At 69.6% G+C, this 21,021-nt stretch carries 13 protein-coding genes; 7 read left to right on the top strand and 6 right to left on the bottom strand.

From position 1 onward, the window contains the following. The first annotated feature begins 24 nt into the window (after positions 1–24). Both PIQ37_RS16305 and PIQ37_RS16300 read left to right on the top strand, forming a co-directional pair. Positions 25–1,983 carry a beta-N-acetylhexosaminidase family protein gene (locus PIQ37_RS16305; protein WP_342074261.1) on the top strand — a complete coding sequence of 653 codons (1,959 nt, stop codon included), beginning with the start codon at positions 25–27 and terminating at the stop codon, positions 1,981–1,983. Positions 1,984–2,426: 443 nt separating this feature from the next. Next, positions 2,427–3,824 (top strand): FAD/NAD(P)-binding protein, encoded by a 1,398-nt coding sequence (locus PIQ37_RS16300; protein ID WP_342074260.1) that lies wholly within the window; start codon positions 2,427–2,429, stop codon positions 3,822–3,824. A gap of 214 nt (positions 3,825–4,038) precedes the next feature. Here PIQ37_RS16300 and PIQ37_RS16295 read toward each other — a convergent pair whose 3' ends face one another. The 4 genes from PIQ37_RS16295 to PIQ37_RS16280 all read right to left on the bottom strand — a co-directional run bounded on the left by PIQ37_RS16295 (position 4,039) and on the right by PIQ37_RS16280 (position 9,185). Continuing rightward, positions 4,039–4,629, bottom strand: a complete 591-nt coding sequence (locus PIQ37_RS16295) for a TlpA disulfide reductase family protein (protein WP_342074259.1) — start codon at positions 4,627–4,629, stop codon at positions 4,039–4,041. Beyond that, positions 4,626–6,923, bottom strand: a complete 2,298-nt coding sequence (locus tag PIQ37_RS16290; protein WP_342074258.1) for a protein-disulfide reductase DsbD family protein — start codon at positions 6,921–6,923, stop codon at positions 4,626–4,628. The genes PIQ37_RS16295 and PIQ37_RS16290 overlap by 4 nt, the downstream gene beginning before the upstream one ends. Positions 6,924–6,927: 4 nt before the next feature. Further along, positions 6,928–7,260, bottom strand: coding sequence for a divalent-cation tolerance protein CutA (gene cutA, locus PIQ37_RS16285; RefSeq protein WP_017907317.1), 333 nt, complete (start codon positions 7,258–7,260; stop codon positions 6,928–6,930). 146 nt (positions 7,261–7,406) lie between these two features. Beyond that, complete coding sequence (locus PIQ37_RS16280) at positions 7,407–9,185, bottom strand: endonuclease (protein ID WP_342074257.1); 1,779 nt, start codon at positions 9,183–9,185, stop codon at positions 7,407–7,409. A 280-nt stretch (positions 9,186–9,465) separates the two neighbouring features. Here PIQ37_RS16280 and PIQ37_RS16275 point away from each other — a divergent pair, with 280 nt between their 5' ends. The 5 genes from PIQ37_RS16275 (at position 9,466) to PIQ37_RS16255 (ending at position 17,894) form a co-directional block, all read left to right on the top strand. Then, entirely contained in the window at positions 9,466–9,753 is a 288-nt protein-coding gene (locus PIQ37_RS16275) for a co-chaperone GroES (RefSeq protein WP_010340979.1), read from the top strand. Positions 9,754–9,893: 140 nt separating this feature from the next. Then, positions 9,894–11,540: a chaperonin GroEL gene (groL, locus tag PIQ37_RS16270; RefSeq protein WP_010340980.1), complete on the top strand. Its 1,647-nt coding sequence runs from the start codon at positions 9,894–9,896 to the stop codon at positions 11,538–11,540. 858 nt (positions 11,541–12,398) lie between these two features. Continuing rightward, entirely contained in the window at positions 12,399–15,308 is a 2,910-nt protein-coding gene (locus tag PIQ37_RS16265) for a TonB-dependent receptor plug domain-containing protein (protein WP_407136827.1), read from the top strand. 769 nt (positions 15,309–16,077) lie between these two features. Continuing rightward, complete coding sequence (locus PIQ37_RS16260; protein ID WP_342074255.1) at positions 16,078–17,151, top strand: 3-deoxy-7-phosphoheptulonate synthase; 1,074 nt, start codon at positions 16,078–16,080, stop codon at positions 17,149–17,151. 428 nt (positions 17,152–17,579) lie between these two features. Beyond that, entirely contained in the window at positions 17,580–17,894 is a 315-nt protein-coding gene (locus PIQ37_RS16255) for a GIY-YIG nuclease family protein (protein WP_342074254.1), read from the top strand. Between the two features lie 372 nt (positions 17,895–18,266). Here PIQ37_RS16255 and PIQ37_RS16250 read toward each other — a convergent pair whose 3' ends face one another. Together PIQ37_RS16250 and PIQ37_RS16245 are read right to left on the bottom strand one after the other, a co-directional pair. After that, positions 18,267–19,496: a hypothetical protein gene (locus PIQ37_RS16250; RefSeq protein ID WP_342074253.1), complete on the bottom strand. Its 1,230-nt coding sequence runs from the start codon at positions 19,494–19,496 to the stop codon at positions 18,267–18,269. Continuing rightward, positions 19,496–21,016, bottom strand: a complete 1,521-nt coding sequence (locus PIQ37_RS16245; protein WP_342074252.1) for an acetyl-CoA hydrolase/transferase family protein — start codon at positions 21,014–21,016, stop codon at positions 19,496–19,498. The genes PIQ37_RS16250 and PIQ37_RS16245 overlap by 1 nt, the downstream gene beginning before the upstream one ends. Between the last annotated feature and the right edge of the window lie 5 nt (positions 21,017–21,021).

Here is a 21,021-nt window from a genome sequence, read left to right as displayed (position 1 = left end):
AAATACCAATCAGGGAGTGGGCGCATGCGAACCGATCGTGCTGGCCGTTGCGGCCTTGGCCGCTCCATCCTGGCGTTCGCGCTGCTGGCCGGGGCGAGCGCCGCGCCGGCCGTGGCGGCGGCACCGGCGACGCTGCCGGCGGTGTACCCGGCGCCGACCGCGCTGCGCCTGCTCGGGCCGGAGTTGCCGCTGGGGTCGTCGGTGGTGCTGGTGCAGGCCGGCACGCCCGATCCGGCCACCGACGCGCTGGTGCGTACGGTGCTGCGCGAGGCCGGGGTCTCGCGCATCCGCCGCGCCAGCACGCTGCCGCGCGACCCGCAGGCGGTGTCGGTGGTGCTCGGCACCGTCGACGCGGCGCCGGTGCGCGACGCGCTGGCCGCCGTCGACCTGGACGTGCCGGAGCGCGTGGAAGGCTATGCGCTGGGCAGCATGGCCAGCGGCCAGGGCACGCGGATCGTGCTGGCCGGCCGCGACGACGCCGGCCTGTACCACGCGGCGCAGACCTTCCGGCAGCTGGTCGCGCACGGGCGCATCGCCGCGGTGGCGGTGACCGACGCGCCGGCGATGCCGGTGCGCGGCACGATCGAGGGTTTTTACGGCAAGCCGTGGAGCATGGCCGAGCGCGCCGCGCACCTGGCGTTCCTGGCGCGGTTCAAGGCCAACACCTACATCTACAGCCCCAAGGACGACGTGTTCGCGCGCGATCGCTGGCGCGCGCCGTACCCGGCCGCCACGCTGGCGGCGCTGGGCAAGCTGGCCGCGGTGGCCAACCGCGAGCACATCAACTTCGTCTACGCGCTCTCGCCGGGTCCGTCGATCTGCTACAGCGACGCGGCCGACCTGCAGGCGATCCGGCGCAAGTTCGCCGCGCTGCGCGCGCGCGGCGTGCGCAGCTTCTACATCGCCTTCGACGACATCGAATACACCAAGTGGAACTGCCCCGGCGACGCCACCGCGTTCGGTCCGGCCGGTGAGCAGGCCGCGGCCACCGCGCAGGCGCGGCTGCTCAACGCGGTGCAGGCGGACATCGCCGCGGCCGGCCACGGCGCGCTGATCATGGTGCCGACCGAGTACTTCAACGTCACCGAATCGCCGTACAAGGCGACCTTGCGGCAGGCGCTGGACCCGCGCGTGGTGGTGCAGTGGACCGGCACCGACGTGGTCCCGGCCTCGATCTCGGTCAGCGATGCGAAGAACGCGACCAAGGCGTTCGGGCGCAAGACGCTGCTGTGGGACAACTACCCGGTCAACGACTTCGCCGAGACCGCCGGGCGCCTGCTGCTGGCGCCGTACGACCGCCGCCAGGCCGGGCTGTCGACGGAGCTGAGCGGTATCGTCGCCAACCCGATGAACCAGGAAGTGGCCAGCCGGCCGGCGGTGGCCGGGTTGCTGGCCTTCGCCTGGAACGACCGCGGCTACGACGCGCAGCGCACCTGGCGTGCGGCCGCGCGCGACCTGGCCGGTGGCGATGCGCAGGTCGCCGACGCGCTGCTGACCTTCTTCGACACCCAGCACCTGGCGCCGACCTTCGGCCATCTGCCCTGGCAGCCGCAGGCGCCGCGGCTCAAGGCGCTGATCGACGCCGCCCGCGACGCGCTGGCCGATGGCGATCCGGCCGCCCGCACCGCGGCGCTGGCGGCGCTGGGCCAGGCGGCCGACGACCTGGCGGCGGCACCGCAGCGCATCCGTGCCGGCACCGCCACCGGCGCGTTCGTTGCCGAGGCGGCGCCGTGGCTGGACGCGACCGCATTGTGGGGGCGCGCGCTGCGCCTGAGTGTGGACGGGTTGAACCAGGCGCTGGCCGGCGATCCGGCGGCCGAGCAGGCCTTCGCCACGGCCGGGCAACTCGCTGCGCAGGCCGAGGCGATTCCCTCCATCCCCGGCGCGACCCGCTTCGGCGGCCCGGTCAAGGTCGCCGACGGCGTGCTGGATACCTTCATCGCCGATGCGCCCGGCCTGGTGCAGCGTCCGCCGGCGCGTTAGCGGCGGCGTGCCGGTCCGGATCGGCGCACCACGGCGCTCCTTGCCGACGGCTCACCTGTTGCGCGGCAGACGCCGGGTCCGGCGCGGCACGTTGCCGATCCGGCCCGTGCGGTGTCCGACGCAAGCGCAAGGCGGCGGGCGGCGTCGTTGCCGGCGAGAACGCGCGGAGCTTGATCCCCCGCGGCGACGCCGCGCGAGGAGGCCGCAACCGCGAGCCGCGAGGTCGCGCCATCGGTACATGCCGGCCGAGCGCTTATGTGTCTGCCATGGCGCCAGCAGCCTTCGGCTCGGCCTCGCCGATCGCTGCGCCGCCTGGCTCATGGACATCGCCCATGTGCTGATGCCGCATCGCCATGGCGATCGGCGCACGCATTAACCGAGGGTTTACACCTCCGGCGGGCATCCCGGGCACAAAGAACGCCCGACCGGCCAAGGTGCGAGCCATGCGAATTGCGATCATCGGCGCAGGATTCTGCGGCAACGTGCTGGCCGCGACGCTGGCCAGGCAGGGCGCCGCCCGCCACATCACCCTGGTCGGCGTGGCCGACACCTATGGCCGCGGCATCGCCTACGGTGCGGCGCGGCCGGAACACGTGTTGAACGTGCGCGCCAAGGACCTGGGCGTGGACCCGCAAGATCCGGGTGGCTTCGCCGACGCCCTGCAGCTGGATGCCGCGCAACGCCTGCAGTTCCTGCCGCGGCTGCTGTACGGCCGCTACCTGCAGCAGCACCTGGACGACGCGCTGGCGACGTCGCCGGTCGAGGTGGCGCGGGTGAGCGAGGAGGCGGTGGCGGTGGAGCGCGATCCCGACGGCTTCCGCCTGTTCCTGGCCAATGGCGAGGCTGTGGTCGCCGACGTGGTGGTGCTGGCGATCGGCGCGCTGCCGCCGGCGGCGCTGCCGGGCATCGGCCCGCGCCTGGCGGTGCATCGCCGCTACATCGGGTGGCCGTGGCAGGACGGCGTGTTGGACGAGGTGCCACCGCAGGCGCGGCTGTTGCTGGTCGGCACCGGCCTGACCATGGCCGATGTGGCCCTGACCCTGCGCCGGCGCGGACACCGCGGCCCGATCACCGCGCTGTCGCGGCGCGGCCTGGCGCCACAGGCGCACCTGGCGCTGCCGGGCGCGCCGGTGAGCCTGCCGCCCAGCGTCGTGCAGGCGCTGCGCAGCCACGACCTGCGCGGCCTGGTGCGCAGCCTGCGCCAGCTGACCACGGTGGTGGAGGATTGGCGCTGCGTGGTGGATGCGCTGCGTCCGCACCTGCAGCCGTTCTGGCAAGGCTTGGCGCCGGCGGCGCGCGCCCGCTTCCTGCGCCACCTGCGGCCGTACTGGGAAGCGGCGCGGCATCGGCTGGCGCCGGCCGCGGCGGCCGCGCTGGCGCAACTGCAGGCGCAGGGCCAGCTGCGCATCCGCGCCGGGCGCCTGCTGCGCGCGCGGCTGGGCGAGACCGCGGTGGAAGCGGTGATCCGCGATCGCGCCAGCAGCAACGCGCGCACCGAGGACTTCGACGTGTTGATCCGCGCCACCGGGCTGGACACCGACGTCGCCCGCACCAGCCATCCGCTGGTCGCCACGATGCGCGACGCCGGCCTGCTGCAGGCCGATCCGCTGGGCCTTGGGCTGCAGGTGGACGAGCGCCTGCGGGTGCGCGACGGCAGCGGCCATCCGGTCGCCGGGCTGTACTGCCTGGGGCCGCTGCTGCGTGGCGTGCTGTGGGAGATCACCGCGGTGCCGGAACTGCGCACCGCCGCGCAGCGCCTGGCCGAGGAGCTGGCGACGCTGGCGCAGGTGCGGGCCGGGAATGGCAGTGTTGGCGAAGCGTGGCAGCGGCAGGCGTTCTAGCGCCGCCGCTACCGCTACCGCGTGCGTTCGCGCTGTCCTGTAGGAGCGGCTTCAGCCGCGACGGGCGTTACCGGGGAAGAGCGCGGCGTCGGGGCCGACGTCTCTGCCGCACGGGTGTCTCCAGCGTGGCTCGAGCCTTCAGCCAAGACGCATGCGTGCGAATGGCTGTCGCGGCTAAAGCCGCTCCTACGAGAAGGGGCGAAGAGGCGGCGCGTTAACGCGACGGATGCGCATCGCCCGTCCAGCCGTCGACCTCGCCCGGCGCGAACGGGCCGAGCTTCTGTTTGACGATGCGGCCGTCGGCGTCGATCAGCACGCTGTACGGCAGCAGGCCCTGGGTGTCGCCCAGGCGCACGCTGGCGTCGGCCGGGCCCGGGGTCTCCAGCGCGATCGGGTAGCCGATCGGCACCCGCTGCAGGAAGTCGCGCACGTCCTCGGCACGGTCCAGGGCGATGCCCAGCACCTGCAGGCCGTCGGCCGGCTGCGCGCGGGCCAGCCGGTCCAGTTCCGGCATCTCGCGCACGCACGGCTCGCACCAGCTTGCCCACACGTTGACCAGCAGCGGCCGACCGCGGAACTGCGCCAGGCTCAGGTGGCCGCCGTCGAGCGTGGGCAGGCGCAGCGCCGGGGCCAGATCGCCCGGGCGCGCCGCGGCCGCCGGGGCCGCCGCGGCAGGACTGCCGACCGTTGCCGGCGCGGCCGAGGCCACAGCCGGCGTCCGCCGTTCCCACCAGTGCGCCGCCGCCACGCCGAGCACCGCCGCCACCGCGGCGACCGCCAGCAGGCGCGCGCTGGCGGGGGTCATCGCGCCGCGCGCAGCAGGGCGTCCTCGACCACCGCCTGGCTCAGCACCGGCGGCAGCACCGTCGGCGGTGCGCCGGGGCCGTAGACCACGTACAGCGGCACGCCCACCGCCTTGTGCTCGGCGAGGAAGGCGCTGATGCGCGGATCCTCGTTGGTCCAGTCGCCCTTCATGTACACCGCGTCCACCCGCTTGATGGTGTCGCGGAAGGCGTCGCTGTCGAACACGTTGCGCTCGTTGGCCTTGCAGGTGACGCACCAGTCGGCGGTCATGTTGACGAACACCACGCGGTTGTCGGTGCGCAGGCGGTCGAGCATCTGCGGCGAGTACGCCACGGTGTTGCGCTCGACGCTGGCGCTGGGCGGCGGCAGCCGGGTCACGCCCCAGGCCGGCAGCAGGGCGGCCAGCAGCAGCACGGCGGCCAGGCGCATGCCGGTCTTGTGGTCGCGCCAGCGCGCGCGCTCGAACCACCACAGGCCCAGCGCCAGCAGGGTGGCGCCGATCAGCAGCAGCGCCACCGCGTCCACGCCGCGCTGCTTGCCCAGCACCCACAGCAGCCAGATCGCGCTCAGGTACATCGGGAACGCCAGCACCTGCTTGAGCGTTTCCATCCAGGCGCCGGGCTTGGGCAGGCGCCTGGCCAGCGAGGGCACGAAGCCGATCAGCAGGAACGGCAGCGCCAGGCCCAGGCCCAGGGTCAGGAACACCAGCATCGCCATCGCCGGCGGCGCGGTCAGCGCATAGCCCAGCGCCGGGCCCATGAACGGGCCGATGCAGGCGCTGGACACCACGCAGGCCAGCACGCCGGTGAAGAAGTCGCCGACCGGGCCGCTGCGCGTGGACAGCGACTGGCCGACGCCACCGAGGTTGGCGCTGAGGGTGAACACCCCCGACAGGCTCAGCCCGACCACGAACATCAGGTACACCAGCACCGCGACGAAGCCCGGGCGCTGCAGCTGGAAGCCCCACAGCAGGCGCGCGGCCACGGCGATGCCGCCGACCACGGCGAAGGAGGCGAGCACGCCCAGCGTGTACCACAGCGCATGGCTGCGGGCGCGGCCGCGGCTCTCGCCGCTCTGCGCCAGGCCCAGCACCTTCAGCGACAGGATCGGCAACACGCACGGCAGCAGGTTCAGCAGCAGGCCGCCGCCGAGCGCCAGCAGCAGGATCCACAGCAGGTTCTGCGTGGCCGGCGGCGGTGCGGCGCTGCGCGCGGCGTTGTGCGCCGAGGCGTCCGGCGTCGCCGGCAGGGCGTCGGCGGCCGTGGCCGCGGCCGCGTCGTTGGCGTCGGCCTGGCGGCTGTCCAGCGGCGTCACCAGCAGCGGGCTGACCTCGGCCTGGTCGGCCGGGGTGACAGTGCCCTTGGGCAGCGCCAGCTTCACCCGCCGGGTCATCGGCGGGTAGCAGATGCCGTCGGTCTGGCAGCCCTGGAAGGTCGCCACCAGCGTCGCGGCGGTGGCGTCGGCGCGCTGGCGCTGCAGCGGCACGGTGACCTCGGTCTGGTCGAAGTACACCACCACGTTGCCGAAGTGTTCGTCCTGGTGCGAGCTGCCCTTGGGCCAGCGCGGCATGCCGGTGCGGATGCCGGGCGCGCCCTCCAGCGCCAGCGCGGTGCGGTCGCGGTAGAGGTAGTAGCCGGGCGCCGGGGTGAAGCGCAGCAGCAGGGTATTGCCGTCGCCGACGATGGCTTCGAACTGGAACGCCTGGTCCGAGGGCAGCGGCAGGCCCTGCACCGCCGCGGCGCCGGGGCCGGGACCGAACAGCGGCTTGGCGCCGTTGCCGGCGCCCGGGCCGCTGCCCGGCAATCCGCCCGTCGCGGCCGGCGGCGGCAGTGCCGGGGCGGGATCGGTGGCGGCCGTGGCGGCCGGCAGAGTGACCTCGAGCAGGCGCTTCTGCGGCGGATAGCACACGCCGGCATCGGCGCAGCCCTGGTAGCGCACCTCCAGCTGCACGCGGCTGGTGCCGGGATCGGCGACGCCGCTCTGCACCGCGTTCAGTTCGTCGCGGTAGGTCTCCACCTCGCCGAAATACGGGTCGGTCTTCTTGTGGCCGGCCGGCAACTGCAGGGTCGGGTTGGGCTTGAAGCCGCCGATCACCTTCACCGCGATGCGGTGCCGGTACAGGTAGTAGCCCTTGGCGATGTCCCAGTGCAGCGCGATGCGGCCGCGTTCGGGCGCCTGTGCGCTCAGCGCGAAGGCCTGGTCCACCGGCAGCAAGTCCTTTTCGCTGATCGCCAGGGCGGGGAAGGCGGCCACGGCCAGCAGGCACAGGGCGGCGAGGCGGTGCAGCAGGGTCATCGGCTTACGGTTCCTCACGGGTTTCGGCATGCACCCACTGCAGGTAGGCCGGCAGGCCGCCGGCGACCTCGAGTTCGACCAGTTCGGGAACCTCGTAGGGGTGCAACGCGCACAGCCGCTGCCGCAATGCTGGCAGGCGGTCGGCGGCGGTTTTGATCAGCAGCAGCACTTCCTCGCCCTGTTCCACCTCGCCTTGCCAGCGGTAGGTGGACTGCACGCCGGGCAGGCGGCTGACGCAGGCGGCCAGGCGTTCGTCGACCAGCGCCTGGGCGACCCGCGCGGCGCTGGCCGGATCGGGGCAGGTGCTGAGTAGCAAGCGGAGGGCGGGCGCGGACATGCGGCCGACAGTATAGGGATGCCGGCCGCGCTTTGGCGGGGCCGGCCGGTGGCCGGCGGCCGCGCATCCCCAATCCCCGGCTTTTCAGCAGCCGAATGGCGGATCATCCCCGCCCGCTGCAGATGCAGCGGGCGAGGCACCACGGCTCAGTTGAGCAACTGGCAGCTGGCCGGCTTGGCCGAGGTGAACAGCGACGAGGTCGCCCACTCCGGGTGGTCGATGAACGGGTTGCGGTTGCCCTGGAAGCTGTAGATCACCTCGTTGCGGGCGCGCTCGGCGTCGTCCGGCGGATCCTGCTGGCTCCACGCGATCAGGGTCGACAGCAGGCCCATGTAGGCCGGCGAGGACGAAGTCTTGACGATCTTGCTGCGGTCGTCGGTCAGCTCCAGGTCCGGCTCGGACTGGCCGGTCTTGGCATCCACGCCACCCTCATAGCGGATCGCCATGTACATCACCGCACGTGCCATGTCGCCCTTGCGGTGGTCCCACACCTCGAAGGTGCCGCTGTTGCCGTCCGGGGTGCGCACCCAGTTGGAATTGCCCGGGTAGCGGCCGCTGCCGCCGCCGAAGCCGGCATTGGCCTCGGTGGCGCGCTCGCCGCAGTTGCTGTCGCACTTGGCGTAGGGCTTGTTGCCGCGGTCGGCGTTCCAGGTGGCGTCGGTCAGGTACAGCATGTGGGTGTCGGTGTACGGCGCGTAGGGCAGGCCCTTGTTGCCGGTGGAGGTGCCGAAGCCCAGCGAGTTCGGCCAGCTGTGCTCGCGGTTGTACTTCAGGCCGCTGCCGCTGCCGGCACGGTCGGTGCCCTTGGCATAGCTGCGGTTGCGGTAGGCGTCGAGGACGCGCTGGCTGTTGTTCGGATCCTCGTCGGCGATCTCCAGGATGGCCCAGGTGTCGGTGCCGGAGCTGCTGCTGTACGGATAGACGGTGTGGCCCTTGATCGTCTCGTGCAGCGAGCAGCGCAGCTGGCTGGGGCTGGAGGTGTTGACCCGCGAGTAGTAGGTGCCGGCGCCATTGCCGCCGCCGCCCGAGCCGCTGGCGACGTTGAAGGCGACGCTGCGATCCTGCGCCGGATGTGCGCCGTCGGCATCGCTCACGCGTGCGGCGACGATGCTCAGGGTGCAGCTCTCGCCGGCCTTCAGCGCGGTGTTGGTGGACAGGGAGAACTGGGTGCCGCTGCTGGGATAGGTCAGCGCCACGCTGCCGGACTGCTGGCAGCTCAGGCCGAACGCGCCGCTGGCCAGGCTCACCGCCTCGCTGAAGGTCACCGCCAGGTCGCCGGCGGCGGGGAAGTCGGTGGCGCCCTGGGTCGGGGTGGTAGCGGTCACCGTCGGCGCGGCGTTGCTGCCGCCACCGCCGGCGAAGGTCTGGCCGTTGTTGCAGGCGCCGAAGGTGCTGGTGGCGCTGTCGCTCCAGCTGAAGTCGGCCGCGGCGCTGCCGTTGCCGCGCAACTGCAGCGAGGTGCCGGCCGGGGTGCTGTTGCTCTCGCTGACCGGCAGGTTCTGGCTGGTCATGCCCGCGGCGGGGCCGCCGCCGCCGGTGATGGCGCCCTCGTAGCTGAGGAACTGCACCACCTTGCCGTTGCCGTCGACCAGCGCTAGACCGTCGTTGGGCCCGTTCTGGATGCCGTTGCTGGCGTAGCTGACGGTGGCGATGCGCACCTGCCCGCCGCAGCTGACCAGGTTGCCGGCCGGCACCGCGCTGTTGGCGTAGACGGTGGCCGACCCCGGGTTGCTGCCGTTGTACAGGTAGACGCGGTAGCCGCTCAGGCTCTCCCCGGCGGTGGCGACGATCTCCACGCCCTCGCCGGTGTCGCCGGCGGCGGTGGCATCGTCGTAATGCAATTCATTGATGAATACGGCGGCCTGGGCCGGCCCGGCAAGGGCGAGCAAACAGGCCAGCGGCAGCGCAACGGCGGATGGCTTCATCGACAACTCCTTTTGGTGACGGATCCCCCCTTGGGTCCGCGCTCAGCCTAGCCTGCCTCTGTGACACTGTGACGGGATTCGGTCACTGCTTGCCACCGAATGCACGTTCCTGGCAAAAATTTTTTGCCTCCCGCCCTTGAAAGCCCCGGCCACGGCACTACATCAGGCGCATCCCGGCGCTACCGGGTTTTTTCGCGAGCGTTGCTGGCAGTCGTCATGGGCGAGTGCTAACATCGCCGGCCTTTCCTAGACCAATCAATCACTTAAGAGGTCTCACTCAATGAGCATCAAGCCGCTTCACGACCGCGTCGTAGTCAAGCCGATCGAAGCCGACGAAATCTCCGCCGGCGGCATCGTGATCCCGGATTCGGCCAAGGAAAAGTCCACCAAGGGTGAAGTCGTGGCCGTCGGCGCCGGCAAGCCGCTGGACAACGGCAGCGTGCGCGCCCCGGCGCTGAAGGTCGGCGACAAGGTCATCTACGGCCAGTACGCCGGTTCCAGCTACAAGGCCGAAGGCGTCGAGTACAAGGTGCTGCGCGAAGACGACGTTCTGGCGATCGTCGGCTAAGAGCGCCGCCGATCGCGGGATTCGGGAGTCGAGATTCGGGATTGGCAAGGCGCTCGGCGCCGCGCGACCCAGGATCTCAGACACGAATCCCCGCTCTAGCGAATCCCTAATCCCCAATCACGAATCCCGGAGCAACACACATGGCTGCCAAAGATATCCGTTTCGGTGAAGACGCCCGTTCGCGCATGGTGCGCGGCGTCAACATCCTCGCCAATGCCGTCAAGGCCACCCTGGGCCCGAAGGGCCGCAACGTCGTGCTCGAGAAGAGCTTCGGCGCGCCGACCATCACCAAGGACGGCGTCTCCGTCGCCAAGGAAATCGAACTGGCCGACAAGTTCGAGAACATGGGCGCGCAGATGGTGAAGGAAGTCGCGTCCAAGACCTCCGACAACGCCGGCGACGGCACCACCACCGCCACCGTGCTGGCGCAGGCGCTGATCCGCGAAGGTTCCAAGGCGGTCGCCGCCGGCATGAACCCGATGGACCTCAAGCGCGGCATCGACAAGGCCGTCGTGGCCGCCGTGGCCGAGCTGAAGAAGATCAGCAAGCCCACCGCCGACGACAAGGCCATCGCCCAGGTCGGCACCATCTCCGCCAACTCCGACGAGTCGATCGGCAACATCATCGCCGACGCGATGAAGAAGGTCGGCAAGGAAGGCGTGATCACGGTCGAGGAAGGCTCGGGCCTGGAGAACGAGCTGGACGTGGTCGAGGGCATGCAGTTCGACCGCGGCTACCTGTCGCCGTACTTCATCAACAACCAGCAGAGCCAGCAGGCCGACCTGGACGACCCGTTCGTGCTGCTGCACGACAAGAAGATCTCCAACGTGCGTGACCTGCTGCCGGTGCTGGAAGGCGTGGCCAAGGCCGGCAAGCCGCTGCTGATCGTCGCCGAGGAAGTGGAAGGCGAGGCGCTGGCGACGCTGGTGGTCAACACCATCCGCGGCATCGTCAAGGTCGTGGCGGTCAAGGCCCCGGGCTTCGGCGACCGTCGCAAGGCGATGCTGGAAGACATGGCCGTGCTGACCGGCGGCACCGTGATCTCCGAGGAAGTGGGCCTGGCGCTGGAAAAGGCGACCATCAAGGACCTGGGCCGCGCCAAGAAGGTGCAGGTCTCCAAGGAGAACACCACCATCATCGACGGCGCCGGCGACACCTCGGCGATCGAGTCGCGCATCAAGCAGATCAAGGCGCAGATCGAAGAGACCTCGTCGGACTACGACCGCGAGAAGCTGCAGGAGCGCGTGGCCAAGCTGGCCGGCGGCGTGGCGGTGATCAAGGTCGGTGCCTCGACCGAGATCGAAATGAAGGAAAAGAAGGCGCGCGTCGAAGACGCCCTGCACGCGACCCGTGCGGCGGTGGAAGAAGGCGTGGTCCCGGGCGGCGGCGTGGCGCTGGTGCGCGCGCTGAGCGCGATCGGCGAGCTGAAGGGCGCCAATGAAGATCAGACCCACGGCATCCAGATCGCGCTGCGCGCGATGGAAGCGCCGCTGCGCGAGATCGTCACCAACGCCGGCGAAGAGCCGTCCGTGATCCTCAACAAGGTCAAGGAAGGCAGCGGCAACTTCGGCTACAACGCCGCCAACGGCGAGTTCGGCGACATGGTCGAGTTCGGCATCCTGGATCCGACCAAGGTGACCCGTTCGGCGCTGCAGAACGCCGCCTCGATCGCCGGCCTGATGATCACCACCGAAGCGATGGTGGCCGAGGCCCCGAAGAAGGAAGAGCCGGCCGCCCCGGGTGGCATGGGTGGCGGCATGGGCGGCATGGGCGGCATGGATTTCTGATCCAGCCGGCCTCGGCCGACCTGTTCCACGCAGTCGAAAGGAGCCCCGCAGCGATGCGGGGCTCTTTTTTTGCGTCCTCGGCATGGTGGCATGCCGATGCGCGCGTCCGTGCGCCCTGGTCAACGACCCGGTGCATCCGCTGGCCGTGCCGCGGCAGAACCTGCCTGGCGAGCGTCTGTAGAGCGCGCTGGAAAAGGCGGGAAGCCATGTTGTAGGAGCGGCTTCAGCCGCGACGGGCATTACCGGTAACGCCGCGTCGCGGCTGAAGCCGCTCCTGCGAGGACAGCGGCGTGTCCACCAGCCGCAGCAAGCAGCAAAGTGCGTCATTGGAAGCTGCCTGCAGCCGCACTTGTGCGATCTCCCCGACGGAGGCGCGGCACAGGCGTGTCAGGCGACAGTGCCCGATGGGAGGGATGAGGATGCGGGCGTCGCGCCATGTACCCACAGACCGCGAGATGCTGCGCGCCGAACCCTCACCCCAACCCCTCTTCCGACGGGAGAGGGACACACGATCGCGACGCGGGTGCAGCGCGTCGTCGCTCACCAGCGCGTCCACCAGAGACGTTGCCCCTTGGACTGCATCCGCTGGCGATGCGGCGAGAATCCACGCGCTGCGCGGAGAATCGTGCACAACACGCAATCGTCTACAAGCGCGGTGTGGCCGCGTGTTGACAGTGTTTTCAGCGACATGCAGGTTAGGACGCGCGGGCGCAGGGGATCTGCACGCCCGCATGTTCGTCTTCTTCTGTGCGTCGCGGCCGGCGCAGGGTGGCGCGTGCCTGCGGCATGCGCGGCATGGTCGTGGGCGCGGCGCAGCGAAGAGGACGCCGGACGTCGTGCGTGCACGGTGTCGCTCCCATCCGCTGCAGAGGACACCCCATGCCACGTCGCCCACTCACCACTCTCGCCTTCGGCATCGTGCTGGCGCTGTACGGCGCCCGCGAGGCGTGCGCGCAGGACGCCGACACCGCCGCACCCAAGCCCGCCACCACCGACCTGGGCCAGGTCGTGGTCACCGGTTCGCGGATCAAGCGCTCGCAGGTGGAGGGCGCCGAACCGGTGCTGACGATCAGTGCGCAGCAGATCCAGCAGGAAGGCTTCCTCACCGTCTACGACGTGCTCAGCACGCTCAACCAGCAGGGCAGCGTCGAGGCCGACACCAAGTACGGCTCGCACACGCCCAACGCCTCGCCGGTGAGCCTGCGCGACCTCGGTCCCGGGCGCACGCTGCTGCTGGTCAACGGCCACCGCGTCGCCGACTACCCACAGCCCTACGCCGGCGAGAGCAACTTCGCCAACTACGCCAACATCCCCTCCGCGGCGGTGGAGCGCATCGAGATCCTCACCGGCGGCGCCTCGGCGATCTACGGCTCGGACGCGGTCGCCGGCGTCATCAACGTGATCCTCAAGCAGGGCTACGAAGGCAACCAGGTGCGCCTGCGCGGCGGCACTGCCACCGCCGGCGGGCGTGACGTGGTCGACCTGTCCTGGGTCGGCGGGCGCAGCGGCGACAGGTGGAACCTGACCTACGCGCTGCAGTGGACCCGGCGCGATCCGCTCTCGGTCGGCGAGCGGCCGAAGATGGACGACCAGGACGACGAGTCCTACAGCAACTGGACCGCGCAGGCGCGCAAGTACGGCTTCAATCCGTTCACCGGCCTGAGCCTGGTCGACGCCGGCGACAACACGCGCCTGGCACCGCCCAGCGGCACCTGCGCGCGCTTCGGCGGCCAGTTCGTCGACGCGCAGCGGCTGAGCTACGACTACAACAGCGATACCGTGCGCAACCTCGGCGGCTACTGCGGCATGGCCCACGACTACGCCGACTGGCTGGCCGCCAGCGGCGGCGACAGCGGCTCGGCGTATCTGTACGGCACCTTCGACTTCGACAACGGCGTGCAGGCCTGGAGCACGCTGTCCACGACCAAGAGCCTGGGCTACTGGACCTACGACCCGCCCTACGTCTACCTCGGCCCGTTCCACGACACCGGCAGCGACCGCGACCTGTACGCGATCCGCCAGCTCACCCGCTTCGAATCCGGCGGCTGGAAGAACCTGGCCAACACCACCAAGGAACTGTCCTGGGACCTGAGCGCCGGCCTCAAGGGCAGCCTCGCCGATCGCTTCGACTGGGAAGTGGCGGTGGGCCGCGCGCGCTACACCGTGGACGAATACGTGCGCACCGTGGACACGCAGAAGGCCACCGCCTATTTCCTCGGCCCGCAACTGGGCAGCACCGCCGACGGCACGCCGATCTACGATCTGGACGAGTCGCGCTGGTACCAGCCGCTGACCGGCGCGCAGTACAACGACCTGGCGGTGAAGGCGCACAACCGTGCCGATTCCTGGGTCAACCAGGCCAGCGCCAACATCACCGGCGAGCTGCTGCAGGGCTGGGCCGGGCCGATCAAGTTCGCCGCGGTCGGCGAGGTAGCCAAGCAGGGCTACCGGCTGTCACCGGATCCCTGCGCCAACACCTGCTATCCGCTGGACGTGGTCGACTATGGTGGCGGCGAGCGGCTGCGCTATTCCGGCGGTATCGAGTTCGACGTGCCGCTGCTGTCCTCGCTCAACGCCAGCCTGGCCGCGCGCCACGACCGCTACGGCGACTACCGCGCCTACGGCAGCGACCTGGGTGCGGCGATCGGCACGCAGCGCGACACCACCTGGAGCGCCGGCCTGGAATGGCGGCCGCTGAGCACACTGCTGCTGCGCGGCAGCGTCGCCACCAGTTTCCGCGCCCCGGACATGCACTACGTGCTCGGCGAGCCCAGTTCCACCCAGCAGACCGTGATCGACCAGTACCGCTGCATCCAGAAGGGCTACTACCTCACCGGCGGCTGCAGCGCCGAGAACAGCGACGTGTTCTACCTGATGCAGGTCAACCGCCGCGGTACCCCGGACCTGGAATCGGAGCATGGCCGCTCGGTCACCGCCGGCTTCGTCTGGGACATCGCCGAGGGCCTGTCGCTGACCGCGGACTACTACCGGATCCGCTTGCAGGACATGATCAAGGACCTCAACCGCGACGAGGTGCTCAGCGCCGAAGCCGGCTGCCGCACCGGCCTGACCACCGCCGGCGGCGTGTGGGTCAATCCCGGCGGCGCCGAGTACTGCGCGCGCATCCTCTCGCGCGTCTCGCGCGATGCCGCAGGCCGCGTGACCGGCATCGAGCAGGGGCCGATCAACATCGCGCAGATGCACGTGTCCGGCGTCGATGCCTCGTTGAAGTACCGCTTCAACACCGCGCGCTGGGGCAACTTCAGCGTCGCGTTGGATTACAACAACCTGATCGGCTACCACGAGCAGACCTACCGCACCGACGACGACAAGAACCTGCGCGACCAGAAGATCCGCAGCAAGCTGCGCGGCAGCGTGCACTGGGAGAACGGCGGCCCGCTGGATCTCACTCTCTATGCCAAGCGCTTCGGCTCCACCCAGGCGGTGAACTGGGGAACCTGCACCCGCTTCGACGACGGCTACCAGCCCAGCCCTTCCGACGCCTGCCGCGTCACCGACAGCGGCAACCGCCACTTCGGCGAGAGCACTACCCGCTATTTCGGTCGCGTCGGCCCGGCGCTGTACTGGAACCTCACCGCCGGCTACCGCATCGCCCCGAAGATGAAGGTCAACCTGTACATCAACAACGTGCTCAATACCGTCGGCTACGACAACAAGGAGCGCTACTACGGCTACCAGTTCTACAACACCACGTTGTACGACGCGATCGGTCGCGAGGTGGCGATGGAGTATGTGCTGGATTTCTGAGGGGCCGGGAGTCGGGAGTGGGGATTCGGGATGCGTACTAGCCCCTCTCCCTCCGGGAGAGGGGTTGGGGTGAGGGTCCGGAGCACGCAGCGCCACGCAGGAACGCATGGGCGTGCGCTTGTGGAGATTGGATCGCTTGCTGCCGCACCCTCATCCGCCCCTGCGGGGCACCCTCTCCCGATGGGAGAAGGGAAGCGCAGTAGCCCCTCTCCCATCGGGAGAGGGGTTGGGGTGAGGGTCCGGAGCGCGCAGCGCCTCGCAGGAATGCATGGGCGTGCGCTTGTGGAGATTGGATCGCTTGCTGCCGTACCCTCATCCGCCCCTACGGGGCACCTTCTCCCGGTGGGAGAAGGGAAGCGGCTAGCCCCTCTCCCCCCGGGAGAGGGGTTGGGGTGAGGGTCCGGAGCGCGCAGCGCCAAGCAAAAACGCAGGCATCACCGCTCCTATTCGACGACGGCGACCTCATAGCCTTCCCACCACATCGAACCGCTTTTTCGAATCCCGAATCCCCACTCCCCAATCCCTGCATTCGTTGCATCAGCAACTGTGGCGCTGCAGCAAACCCTGTGTTATCACTACATCCCATGAACGCTTCCTGCCGCAGCTTTTACTTTTGGTATTACGGTTTTCCGATGCCGCTGGCGGAGGAAGGATCGCGTTCACCCTGAAGGACACTTCAGCCGCAATCCCGAAAGCCGCCAGCGAACCTGGCGGCTTTTTTCATGCCGCCGGATCTGGCCCCCACCCAGCCCCCCGACGAGACACGCACATGGCCCCGCACACCGACGATCTGCGCATCCGCAAGATCGAACCGCTGACCCCGCCCTCCCAACTGCAGGCGCTGCTGCCCTGCGACGAGGAGGCCTCGCAGACCGTCGCCGCCGCGCGTGCGGCGCTGCACGAGATCCTGCACGGCCGCGACGACCGCCTGGCGGTGGTGATCGGCCCCTGCTCGATCCACGACCCGGTCGCGGCGATGGAGTACGCGCAGCGCCTGCGCCCGCTGCGTGAGACCTACGGCGATGCGCTGGAGATCGTGATGCGGGTGTACTTCGAGAAGCCGCGCACCACGGTCGGCTGGAAGGGCCTGATCAACGACCCCAACCTCGACGGCAGCTTCGACATCAACAAGGGCCTGCGCCTGGCGCGCGGCCTGCTGCGCGACATCAACCGCCTGGGTCTGCCGGCCGGCGTGGAGTTCCTCGACATCATTTCGCCGCAGTACATCGCCGACCTGGTGGCCTGGGGCGCGATCGGTGCGCGCACCACCGAGAGCCAGGTGCACCGCGAGATGGCGTCCGGCCTGTCGTGCCCGGTGGGCTTCAAGAACGGCACCAGTGGCGACGTCAAGATCGCGGTCGATGCGGTCGGCGCGGCCTCGCATCCGCACCATTTCCTGGCGGTCACCAAGGACGGGCAGACCGCGGTGGCGGCCACGGCCGGCAATCCCGATTGCCACGTGATCCTGCGCGGCGGCACTCAGCCCAACTACGACGCCGACAGCGTGGCCGCGGCGGCGCAGGTGCTGGAGAAGGCCGGCCTGCCGGCGCGGCTGATGGTCGACGCCAGCCACGCCAACAGCGGCAAGAACCCGGACAACCAGCCCAAGGTGATCGAGGACATCGCGCGCCAGCTCGAGGCCGGGCAGACCCGCATCGTCGGCGCCATGGTCGAGAGCCACCTGCGCGGCGGCCGCCAGGATCTGGTCGCCGGCCAGCCGCTGGTCTATGGGCAGAGCATCACCGACGGCTGCATCGACTGGGACAGCTCGGTGCAGGTGCTGGAGCGGCTGGCGCAGGCGGTGCGCGCGCGGCGCCTGGCGCGCGTGGCGCAGGCGGCCTGAAGGCGCTGTTGGGAGAAGTGCACGCAGCCTGACCGGCTGCGTGCGTGGGCGGGGGAGGCCCGGAAGAGGGGCCGGACGCGCCGCCGAATGCGAAGGGAGAGAGCTTCGGTGTCGACGGCCGCGTGCCGGTGATGACGTTATCCGCGCATCCGGTGACCACGGTATGCCGGTGTGTGGCAGCGGCTGGCAAGGTGTTCGCAGTGCGTTAAAGCGTGTTGTCGTCTGTTCAGTGCGAACGCGCGGAGCAGACGTTGGAGGCGCGCTTTCGGAGCGGATTGCCGAGCGCCGGAACGCAGCGGCGATCGCCTTTTCATGCGCGCCAGGTGCAAGCGCGTCATGGTCTGGCCAGCAGGCACTGAACGTCTCACATGAGCTTACGGGCGGAGGCTGTGGCTGGCGAAACCGGCCGCCGCGTCGATAATGGACGCATGGCCGCCGACTCGCCCTGGTTCCTGTACCTGCTCGAATGCCGCAACGGCAGCTACTACGCCGGCATCACCCCGGACCTGCAGGCACGCTTCCAGGCGCACCTGCGCGGCACCGGCGCCAAGTACACCCGCGCCAATCCACCGGTGCGGCTGCTGGCCAGCCGCGCCTATCCCGACCGCGCCGCCGCCTCGCGCGCCGAGTACGCGCTCAAGCAGCTGCCGCGTGGCCGCAAGCTGGCGTTCCTGGCCGCGCCCGAGACCGCACCTGGCGCCGACAACCTGCAAGCGACCGCCGAATCTGCAACGGTGTTGTAGGAGCGGCTTCAGCCGCGAGAAGCGTGACCGGTAACGCCCGTCGCGGCTGAAGCCGCTCCTACGACGGTGCTGGATAGTCGCGCAGATGCCGAATGGCAGAAAGCCGCACCGTGGGAGGGACTTCAGTCCCGACGCGCTGGACTTGAACACCGCAACAATCGTCCTGCCACGCACGCCGTCTCCACAGCAGCATAGCCGAGGCGCGCCACGCCGGCGGTCGAGCGCGCCCAAACCGGCGGCGTCTGTCTGGCCGTGGTCCTTGATCAGCAGGTGGTGCAGGCAATCCGGCTGCTCTTTCAACGCTGCGATCAGCCGGCTGACATGCGAGACTGCGATGATCTGCGCAGGCCAAGGGATGTAGGAGCTATCTCGCTAATGTTTCCCGCGTTGCGCTGGATAAGGCATCAGCGGTGCCAATTGCGTAATGAGCAACTGCTGCAACGCGCGTCGGTCCCGGTCCAGCAGTGCTTCCGTCTCGGCCAGGAAGCGTCTGCCTTCCAGTCCCTCGCCCCAGCCCAGTTCGCGATGCGCGGCCTCGCATGCCTCGACCATGCGCTGCATCAGCCTGAAGACTTCGATCGAATCCGCAGCATGCTCGGCATCCGTGTCATCGGGGGCGGCGAAGTAGTCGCGATTGAAGGTGGCCATGGTGATGCGCAGGCGCCAGAACGGGCTGTAGTAATGCGCGGATGCCACTGTTTCGTCGAGCAACAGGAACAGGCAGGTGCTGCCAAGCAGCATGCCGCAGTAGAAGTTCTCGTTTGGCGAGTCGTCAGGACCGAACTGAGGATAGTCGAGCAGCCGCCAGAGGACGGACGCCAGCTTCCCGGCGGTTTCGTCCGCATCCAGTTCGAGCAGCCGGCGCTGACTGGACGGCAGGCCTGCGGTGGCGGTGGCGCCCGATGTGTCGCGCTCCTCCAGCACGGCGTCGTCGCCGGACGTGTGGCGGGTGAGATGCAGATGGCCGCGATAGAAGTGCGCCAGCTCGTGCGTCAGCACCAGCATTGCTGCCGACAGCGTTGCCATCAGCACCAACGGGTGGTCGTGCAGCGGCGTCAGCCACGGGCCGTGCTTCTGCGGCGGAGCGGTGCTGGCCATGGGAGCGGCCCGATCGATCCCGAAGCTGCGCCGGAAGGACGACGTCTGCAGGACAGCGCTGATGCGATGCGCCAGTTGCAGGAGCAGGCCGGCGTTGATGACGATGAAGAGGGTCTGCTGCTTGAGATCGAAGCTGAATTTCACGCACGCATTGACCTCCAGCGTCGGCGCGATGAAGACGCTCCGCCGCCAGGGCCAACCGGGTTCGCCCTGGCAAGGTCCCCTGTCGCCGACAACGCGCTCGGCGATCCGCAGGAAAGTCACCAGGATCGCCTCGAAGCATCGCCGTTGCGCTGTGCCCAGTTCCAGTCCGTCGAGGAAGTGCGCATCGAAGCGGCTGCCTTCGCAATGCAGACGGATCCATGCGGCGATCTCGATGTGAAGCGGTTCGGACAAATCGCCGACATGACACGTGCCGCGGACGGGATCGAGAAAATCCTGCAGGTACCGCTTGTCCTGGCGTTCGGCCCTTATGCCCAGCGCGCCCAGCAGCGCATCCAGCATCACGCTGGAATCCGCATCGTCCCGGTGTCCAGCCAGCGCTGGTGCCAGGACAGCGCTTCGGGCAGCAGGTGCGGGGTGTGCTTGCCGTAGCTGGCGTGCAGGGCGCGATCGAAATAGTCCTGCAGTTGCGCGCGGTAGCTCGGGTCCACGCAGTGCGCGAGCAACTGCTGCGCGCGCTGCCGCGGCGGCAGGCCGCGCAGGTCGGCCAGGCCGTGCTCGGTGACGATGATGGAGACGTCGTGCTCGGTGTGATCGACATGGCTGACCATCGGCACGATCGAGGAGATGCTGCCGTTCTTCGCCGTGCTGGGACTGAGGAAGATCGACAGGAAACCGTTGCGGGCGAAATCGCCGGAGCCGCCGATGCCGTTCATGATGCGGCTGCCCATCACGTGGGTGGAATTGACGTTGCCGTACAGGTCGGCTTCGATCATGCCGTTCATGCCGATGCAGCCCAGCCGCCGCACCAGTTCCGGATGGTTGGAGATCTCCTGCGTGCGCAGGATGATGCGCTCGCGATAGAAATCGATGTTGCGCTTGAATTCCTCGTTGGCCTCCGGGCTCAGCGCGAAGCCGGTGCACGAGGCGACCTTGAGCACGCCGCTGCGCAGCAGGTCGAGCATGCCGTCCTGGATCACCTCGGTGAACGCGCTGAGGTCGCGGAAGCCGCTGCTGGCCAGCCCCGCCAGCACCGCGTTGGGGATGTTGCCCACGCCGGACTGCAGCGGCAGCAGGTTGGGCGGCAGCCGGCCCTTGCCGACCTCGTGCTGGAAGAACGCGATCAGGTGCTCGGCGATGCGCTGGCTGGTGGCGTCGGCCGGGGTGAACGGGCTGTTGCGGTCGGGGCCGTGGGTGCGCACCACCGCCACGATCTTGTCCGGGTCGCAACGCAGCGACGGCTCGCCGATACGGTCGTCGGCGTGCAGCAGCGGAATCGGCTTGCGGTGCGGCGGCAGCGCGGTGCCGTAGTACACGTCGTGCATGCCGTCGATGCCGGCCGGCTGCCAGTCGTTGACCTCGACGATCACCTTCTTCGCCAGGTCCAGCCAGGTCTTGTTGTTGCCGACCGAGGTCGACGGGATCAGGCTGCCGTCTTCGCGAATGCCGGACACTTCCACCACCGCGGTGTCGATCTGCCCATAGAAACCGAACCACACGTGCTGGGCGACGTGGCTGAGGTGGATGTCGATGTAGTCCAGCGTGCCGGCGTTGATGCGCTGGCGCGCGTCCGGGTCGGACTGGAACGGCATGCGCAGGGCGATGCCGTCGGCCTTGGCCAGCGCACCGTCCAGCTCCGGTGCGGTGGAGGCGCCGGTCATCAGCTGGATCTTGAACGACTGGCCCTGCAGGTGCGCCGCCTCGATGCGCTGCGCCAGCGCCATCGGCACCGCCTTGGGATAGCCGGAGCCGGTGAAGCCGCTCATCGCCACCGTCTCGCCGGGCTGGATCAACGCCGCCGCGGCCTCGGCGCTGACGATGCGTTCGCGCAGGCGGGGATGGAGGATGCGTTCGGCGGACATGCGGC

The organism is Xanthomonas protegens, assembly GCF_038442435.1.
Classification (GTDB): domain Bacteria; phylum Pseudomonadota; class Gammaproteobacteria; order Xanthomonadales; family Xanthomonadaceae; genus Xanthomonas_A; species Xanthomonas_A sontii.
The sequence above is the reverse complement of the archived record's forward strand: the minus strand, read 5'-3'. Positions and strand labels throughout refer to the sequence as shown.